This window comes from Syntrophotalea sp., from assembly GCF_050253115.1.
Classification (GTDB): domain Bacteria; phylum Desulfobacterota; class Desulfuromonadia; order Desulfuromonadales; family Syntrophotaleaceae; genus Syntrophotalea; species Syntrophotalea acetylenica.
Genome location: NZ_JBFWJQ010000123.1, coordinates 1 through 7,243 on the forward strand (window position 1 = coordinate 1; position 7,243 = coordinate 7,243).

Annotated in this window: 9 protein-coding genes; all 9 read right to left on the minus strand. The window is 59.2% G+C overall.

Features of this window, described 5'->3' with window-relative positions; genetic code table 11:
- Positions 1–1,108: tRNA (N(6)-L-threonylcarbamoyladenosine(37)-C(2))-methylthiotransferase MtaB (mtaB, locus tag AB7E65_RS11065; RefSeq protein ID WP_428745911.1), on the minus strand; the 1,108-nt coding region annotated here is incomplete at its 3' end.
- Positions 1,105–2,163, minus strand: a complete 1,059-nt coding sequence (gene mnmA, locus AB7E65_RS11070; RefSeq protein WP_072287837.1) for a tRNA 2-thiouridine(34) synthase MnmA — start codon at positions 2,161–2,163, stop codon at positions 1,105–1,107. The genes mnmA and mtaB, both read right to left, overlap by 4 nt.
- A 79-nt stretch (positions 2,164–2,242) precedes the next feature.
- On the minus strand, positions 2,243–2,611 hold the full coding sequence (gene nifU, locus AB7E65_RS11075) for a Fe-S cluster assembly scaffold protein NifU (RefSeq protein WP_072287838.1): 369 nt from the start codon (positions 2,609–2,611) through the stop codon (positions 2,243–2,245).
- Positions 2,612–2,677: 66 nt separating this feature from the next.
- The gene (gene nifS / locus AB7E65_RS11080) at positions 2,678–3,862 is read right to left on the minus strand and encodes a cysteine desulfurase NifS (RefSeq protein WP_072287839.1); all 1,185 of its coding nucleotides are present in this window, start codon (positions 3,860–3,862) and stop codon (positions 2,678–2,680) included.
- 22 nt (positions 3,863–3,884) lie between these two features.
- The gene (locus AB7E65_RS11085; RefSeq protein ID WP_072287840.1) at positions 3,885–4,328 is read right to left on the minus strand and encodes an RrF2 family transcriptional regulator; all 444 of its coding nucleotides are present in this window, start codon (positions 4,326–4,328) and stop codon (positions 3,885–3,887) included.
- 4 nt (positions 4,329–4,332) lie between these two features.
- The gene (gene cysE / locus AB7E65_RS11090) at positions 4,333–5,016 is read right to left on the minus strand and encodes a serine O-acetyltransferase (protein ID WP_428745912.1); all 684 of its coding nucleotides are present in this window, start codon (positions 5,014–5,016) and stop codon (positions 4,333–4,335) included.
- Between the two features lie 190 nt (positions 5,017–5,206).
- Positions 5,207–5,650, minus strand: a complete 444-nt coding sequence (locus AB7E65_RS11095; protein ID WP_083558826.1) for an acyl-CoA thioesterase — start codon at positions 5,648–5,650, stop codon at positions 5,207–5,209.
- 56 nt (positions 5,651–5,706) lie between these two features.
- Positions 5,707–6,522, minus strand: a complete 816-nt coding sequence (gene mutM, locus AB7E65_RS11100; protein ID WP_072287841.1) for a bifunctional DNA-formamidopyrimidine glycosylase/DNA-(apurinic or apyrimidinic site) lyase — start codon at positions 6,520–6,522, stop codon at positions 5,707–5,709.
- A gap of 2 nt (positions 6,523–6,524) precedes the next feature.
- Positions 6,525–7,243: sodium-dependent transporter (locus AB7E65_RS11105; RefSeq protein WP_428745913.1), on the minus strand; the 719-nt coding region annotated here is incomplete at its 5' end.

Here is a 7,243-nt window from a genome sequence, read left to right on the forward strand (position 1 = left end):
AGCCTTGAGCGAACCGGCTCTGTTTTTCCTCGCCAAGCTCACGCAACAGCGCGGCACGCTGCCGGGCCACGGCACCGGATACCTGAGCTTTCATGCTGGCGGCCGGCGTGCCGGGACGGCGGCTGAAGGGGAACACATGCAGATGGGTTACCGGCAGTTCCTCTACCAGTGCCAGTGTACGGCCGAAGGCGCCTGCGCTCTCGCCGGGAAAGCCGGTAATCACATCCAGACCGACAGCCGCGTCGGGAATCCGCGTTTTAAGCCGCCGGATCAATTCACGGAAAAATGCCACGGAGTAATGACGGTTCATGGCCTTCAGGACACCGTCATCACCGGCCTGCAAGGGAATATGAAAATGCGGGCACAGCCTGTCGCATTCCGCGACCAGGCCGATCAGATTATCCGAAACCTCCTGAGGTTCGATGGATCCAAGGCGCAAACGCCGCACCGGCGTCTCGTCGAGCAAGCGCCGGACCAGGTCGGCAAGAGTCATGGGTCGGCGCAGATCCCGTCCGTATCCACCTATGTGAATGCCGGTCAGCACAACCTCCGGGAAACCGGCGGCACAGAATCTGGAGACCTGCCCAACCACCTGTTCGGGGCTGGCGGAGCGGCTGGAGCCGCGGGCATGCGGAATGATGCAATAGGAACAGAAGGCGTCACAACCGTTCTGAATCTGCACAAAGGCGCGGCTGCGGCTACCGAAGGAGTCCAGATCAAGGGGTACGCCTCGCGCCTGGCGGATATCCCCAACCTGCACCCTTGGTCCCGGAACGTCGATCCTGCGGACCAGATCGACCTTCTCCTCGTTGCCCAGCACCAGATCGACACCTGGCAGATTTTCCAGGTCACCGGGAGCGACCTGGGCATAACAGCCGGTGACCACGACCCGGCATGCCGGATTGAGGCGCCGCGCCCGCCGGATCAGATTACGCGACTGGCTGTCGGTAGCCGCGGTTACAGTACAGGTGTTGACGATCACCAGCTGCGCGCCGGCAGCAAAATCGATCCTCCGGTAGCCTGCCCGCTCCAACTGCTCGGCCATGGCCGCGGATTCGAACTGGTTGGTCTTGCACCCCAGGGTGACAATGGCGAAACTGTCGTTCATACAATCCAGCCCCCGCCTAACACCCTGTCGCTATCGTAAAACACGGCGGCCTGTCCGGGCGCAACGCCGGTCTGAGGCGCATCGAACCGCACTTCCACCTGTCCGCCGCCCAGCACAACCAGGGTGCAGGGCGCCTCCTGATGCCGATAACGGATGCGGCAGCGGGCCCGCAGCGGCCGTGGTGGCTCGGCAACGATCCAGTTGGTTCCCTCGGTTATGAGCCGGTCGACCTCGAGACATTCCCTTTCGCCAACGAAAACCCGGTGCTGCGCGGCGTCGATGGCGATTACGTAGAGAGGCTGCGGCCAGGCGACACCGAGTCCACGGCGCTGTCCGACGGTAAAGCGGCAGGTTCCGCCATGCCTGCCAAGCACCTTGCCGGAGACATGCACAATGTCCCCGCCGACGAAGGGCATTCCGGCCTCGCGTTCCAGAAAGGCGGCGTAATCCCCGTCCGGGATGAAGCAGATGTCCTGGCTGTCACCTTTTTGCGCCACATGCAGACCAAGCCGGTCGGCATGGGCCCGCACTTCGTTCTTGTCCATCCCTCCGAGCGGAAAAACAACCTTTTCCAGCTGCGATTGGGTCAAGGTAAAAAGAAAGTAGCTCTGGTCCTTTGGCAGGCTGGTACCCTTGGCCAGAAGGCGGGCTCCGCCATCATCAAGGATGCGGGCGTAATGCCCGGTCGCCAGCGCGTCGGCACCGATACGGTCCGCTTCGTCGATCAGGCGGCGGAACTTGAAAACCCGATTGCAAAGCACGCAGGGATTGGGGGTGCGTCCGGCATGGTAAGCATCGCAGAAAGGTCCGACCACCTGCTGGCGGAAGGCATCCCGCAGATCGATGACATGCAGCGGGATATCGAGATGGGCCGCGGCCCTGCGTGCATCCGTGACATGAGGCGGGTCTTGACCATCGGCCAGCGGGCTGACGTCCCAAACCCGCATTGTCAGGCCGGAAACCTGGTAACCCTGCTCCTGCAGCAGGGCAGCGACAACGGTCGAGTCGACGCCACCACTCATCGCCACCGCGATATGTTTTGCTTGCTTCGGCATATCCGGCCTTATGGGATACCCAAGGGGCCATTCACATGTGCGAATGGCCCCCGGATTCATTCAACATAAAACGAAAATATCAGACCTTGGCGGCACGATAGTTCTTGATGGCCTCATGCAGGGCGTCAGCCGCCAGGTTCGAACAGTGCAGTTTGGGCGCTGGCAGCCCTCCAAGAGCGTCGGCAACCTGATCGTTGGTCAGATCAAGCGCCTCCTGCAGGGTTTTTCCCAGCACCAGTTCCGACATCATGGAAGAGGAAGCGATGGCCGCGCCACAACCATAAGTCTGGAACTTGATGTCCTTGATGATATCATCCTCGACCTTGAGAAACACTTTCATGCGGTCACCGCAGGAAGAACTTACTTTTTCGCCGATGCCGTCGGCATTTTCGATTTCACCGACATTCCGGGGATTGGTAAAATGGTCGATGACCTTCTCCGAATACATAGGGTCTCCTTTTCATGAAATCCGGTCCTGCCCGCCCCGGGACAGAGACAAACTGGGCTATCAGTTTCAGGCTGTAACGCTGGCGGCATCCCGCTCATGGTAAAATGGGCTCATGTCGCGAAGTTTTTTGACGATTGCCGGCAGGATCTCCAGCACCCGGTCGACATCCTCGCAGGTATTGTCATAACCGAGGCCAAACCGGATCGCCGAATTAGCCATCATCGGATCGACGCCCATGGCGTCGATGACGTGGGACTGCCCGAAAGCATCGGACATGCAGGCGGATCCGGAAGATGCTGCGATTCCCTGCATATCGAGAAACAGCAGCACCGCTTCGCCTTCGATATAATTAAAGCTTACATTCAAGGTATTGGGCAACCGTTCGCTAGGATGACCGTTGACCTGGCTTTCCGGGATCGCGGCAAGCAGTCCCTGTTCCAGACGATCACGCAGGCGGCGCAACCTCTGCGACACTTCCGGCAGATCGCGACCGGCCAGGTCGCAGGCGACGCCAAGCCCGACAATGCCGGGCAGGTTATGGGTGCCGCCGCGACGGTTGCGTTCCTGATGTCCCCCGTGAATCAGCGGAACAAGGCGGATGCCCTTGCGCACATACAGGGCCCCCACCCCTTTGGGAGCGCCGATCTTGTGACCGGAAATGCTCAGCAGATCGACCTTGGCCGCCTCCACGTCGACCGGTACCCGACCGACAGCCTGCACGGCGTCGGTGTGAAAACAGATACCGTGGTTGCGGGCCACGGCGCCGATTTTATCGACGGGGAACAGTGTGCCGGTTTCGTTGTTGGCCCACATGGCGGAAACCAGAATGGTTTTTTCAGTGATAGCAGCCTCGAGAGCGACGATATCCAGCATGCCATCGCCGTCCACGGGCAGATAAGTCACCTCATAGCCATGCTTTTCCAGGTATTTGCAGGTGCTCAATACGGCAGGATGCTCCACAGCGGTAGTGATGATGTGGTTGCCGCGTTCCCGCAGGGCTTCTGCCGCACCTTTGATGGCAAGATTGTTGCCCTCGCTGCCACAGGAGGTAAAAACAATCTCCGCCGGGCTGCAATTGATAAGCTTTGCCACCTTTTCGCGGGCCGCTTCGAGCGCAGCGCCGGTTTCCCGCCCCGCCCAGTGGATGCTCGAAGGATTGCCGAAATGCTCCCGGTAAAAAGGCAGCATGGCGTCCAGAACTTCCGGCCTCACGGCGGTGGTGGCATTGTTGTCCATGTAGATCCGTTTCACTGCTGATCCTCCCAGTCCAATCTCATATATCCCGCTGCTCGCGGGTTTCTCCCTGGAGCAGCGATGCCTCGCGAGTCAGTTCCGCAAGGGTGATCGATGCCAGAAAATTCTTGATGCGCCGCCCCAGACCGGCCCAGACCTTATGGGTAAAACACAGCTCCTCGCAAAGGCATGCCCCTTCCTCGTCCATGCAGGCAACCGGCATCAGGGGCTCTTCGACGCACTCGATGATTTCATCCACGCGAATTTTTTCAGCGGGACGCGCAAGCACAAAGCCCCCGCCGGGGCCGCGCACGCTTCTGACAATCCGGCCGCGTCGCAATTTGGAAAAAATCTGTTCCAGAAAGGTCAGGGATATACCTTCGAGGTCTGCTATGGTCTTGCTGGACACCGGAACATCCGTGCCTTCGAGGCTGAGGCGCACCATGGCTCGCACGGCATACTGGGCTTTGCTGGACAAACGCATGGATTCAGATAACCTTCTGCTCCCGGGGGTCCGACTTGTCCACCCCGGCACCCTCAAGCTCGCGCACCCGCCGTTCCAGAGCCCGCAGCTGGTCAAACATGCAAGAAAGTGCTTTACCTTCCGGGTCGGGTAACTGACCATGTTCAAGATCGATCTGTGCTCCGATTTTTTCCCCGTTGGCATAAACAATGCGGCCGGGAACGCCAATGACGGTGGAATTGTCCGGCACCTCCCGCACCACGACGGAATTGGCTCCGATCTTGCTGTTGTCGCCGACCCGGAAAGGACCCAGCACCTTTGCTCCGGCACCCACGACGATATTGTTGCCAAGAGTCGGATGCCGCTTCTCTTTCGCCCAGGAGGTCCCGCCGAGCGTCACCCCGTGGTAAAGGGTACAGTCATCACCGATTTCAGCCGTTTCGCCGATAACCACGCCCATGCCGTGATCAATGAAAAACCGGCGTCCGATGCGGGCCCCGGGATGGATTTCTATGCCGGTAAACATGCGCCCAAGATGGGACACAAAGCGCGCCAGAAAACGCACCTTGCGCACCCACAGGGCGTGCGCGAGACGATAAAAAAACAGCGCGTGAAACCCCGGATAACAAAACAGGATTTCCGGCACGCTGCGTACCGCCGGATCACGATCGAAAACAGTCCGGATATCTTCCTTGAGCGTTTTAATCACCAAAGCCCCCCGCAGCGGTTCAAACAGGATCAATTCTGGCCTAGGGATAACATGCCTGATCAATTTTGTCAACTATTAAGGGGTCGCCGCCGCCAGTGCCTTCCCGACCGGAATTCTTTAAAATTCGCGAAGCGCCCGTCACGAGCGCAATAGCCTGGTATCCCTACGGAAACTCCGAATGAAAACGGCTCTATTTTCCCGTGTCATTATCCGTTGGAGCGCCCATCAGCGGTTCAAACGACAGCACGGCGTCACGAAAACCGGACGGCAGGCGACAGGGGCGGCGCTTGCCATAATCAAACGCGACCAGGGCCGTGTTCCCCTCCGCGGTCAGAACTCCGTCCCTTTCGATGCGATAATCCATGATAAAGGATGAATTTTTCAGTTCCTTGACCCGAACTCCGATAGTCAGTTGATCCTGGAGAAACATTTCGGCGCGATACAGAACATGGGCTTCGGGCAGAATGAGGCCGCACCCTCCGATATCCATTTCGCTGAAAGCGCCGAGCGTGCCGAGATAACCGATGCGCGCGTCCTGAAAAAAACTCAGAACGGCGGCGTTGGACACATGACCGCCGTAATTGATATCGGCAATGCGCACCCTGTAAGGCATGGTAAAGCGGAAATCCTTCAAACTCACCTCCTGTGGCCCGGGAACACGACAATCTTGCCATGCGATTGCCGAAAGAATCAGCGCTGACAATGAGGGCAGAAATAACTGCTGCGCTGGCCGATGACTTCACAACGTATGACGGCGCCGCATTGCACGCACGCCTGTCCTTTTTTACCGTAAACCAGCAGTTGCTGGCTGAAATACCCCGGTCGGCCGTGCTCGTTGGTAAAATCGCGCAAGCTGGTGCCTCCAGCCTCGATGGCGGCGGACAGCACTTCCCGCACCGCCACGGCCAGCGCGTCATAGCGAGCACGGGAGATCCGGCCGGCCGGCCGGGCGGGATGGATGCCTGCACGAAACAGCGCTTCGCTGGCGTAGATATTGCCGACGCCAACCACGATGCGCTGGTCCATAATGAAATTCTTGACGGCCAGCGCGCGACCCCGCGAGCGGGCATACAGCAGCGCTCCGTCAAAAGCCTCCGAAAAAGGTTCGGGTCCGAGATGAGCCAGCAGCGGGTGCTCTTCGGGGCTGCCATCGACCCACAATACCGCACCGAAACGCCGGGGATCATTTAACCGCAGGCAGCGCCGGTTATCCAGCAGCAGATCGACATGATCGTGAAGCGTCACGCCCGCCGTCGACTCCAGGATACGCAATGTACCGCTCATGCCCAGGTGAATCAACAGCCAGCCTGCGGCATTTTTCAGCAGCAGATACTTGGCCCGGCGCATAACGGCGGTAAAAGGCCGGCCGATCAGGCAGCTTTCCAGGTCGGGGGGTACCGGCCAGCGCAGCCGGTCCTGACGCACAATGACCTGGGTTACCGTCCGGTTCAGCAGCCAGGGACTGATCCCCCGCCGTATGGTTTCGACTTCAGGCAACTCAGGCATGTTCAGCCCAGCCATCCGGCTTCATTGAAAAGTATGATCAAAACCGCAGCGGGGGCGAAATAGCGCAGCACAAATCGCCAGGCTGCAAACAGCCGGCCTTCCGGATGCAGATTAACGAAGGCCGAGCACTGCCTGTCACGGGTCCACCGCCATCCGACATAAACGGCCACCATCAGCCCCCCAAGGGGCAGCATGTAGGAGGACACGAGCAGATCGAGAGATTCGAACACCGTGTGCCCTGGCAACAAGGCGAATCCTTTGAGAACGTTGAATGACAATCCGCAGGGGATACCGAGGAAAAACGCCGCCAGACCAACGACGCCGGTAGCGCGTCCTCTGGGCCAGCACCATTCATCGACCGCATAGGCGACAACTACTTCCAGCATGGAAATGGCCGAAGTCAGAGCGGCAAAAGCCAGCAGCAGAAAAAACAGCAGTGCAAGCAGTTTGCCGAAAGGAAGCTGCAGAAAAAGAATGGGCAGGGTCTTGAACACCAGTCCCGGTCCCCCGTCAATGGGCATCCCGGCGGAAAACACGACGGAAAAAATGGTCAGCGAGGCCAGCAGGGCCACCAGCGTGTCGAGCGCGGCAATACGAAAGGAAAGACCGAACAGGTCGGCTTCGGCATCGAGATAGGAACCGTAGGTGATCATCACCCCCGCCCCGAGCGACAGGGTGAAAAAAGCGTGACCCAAAGCACCGAAGATCGGAAGAGCGTCGT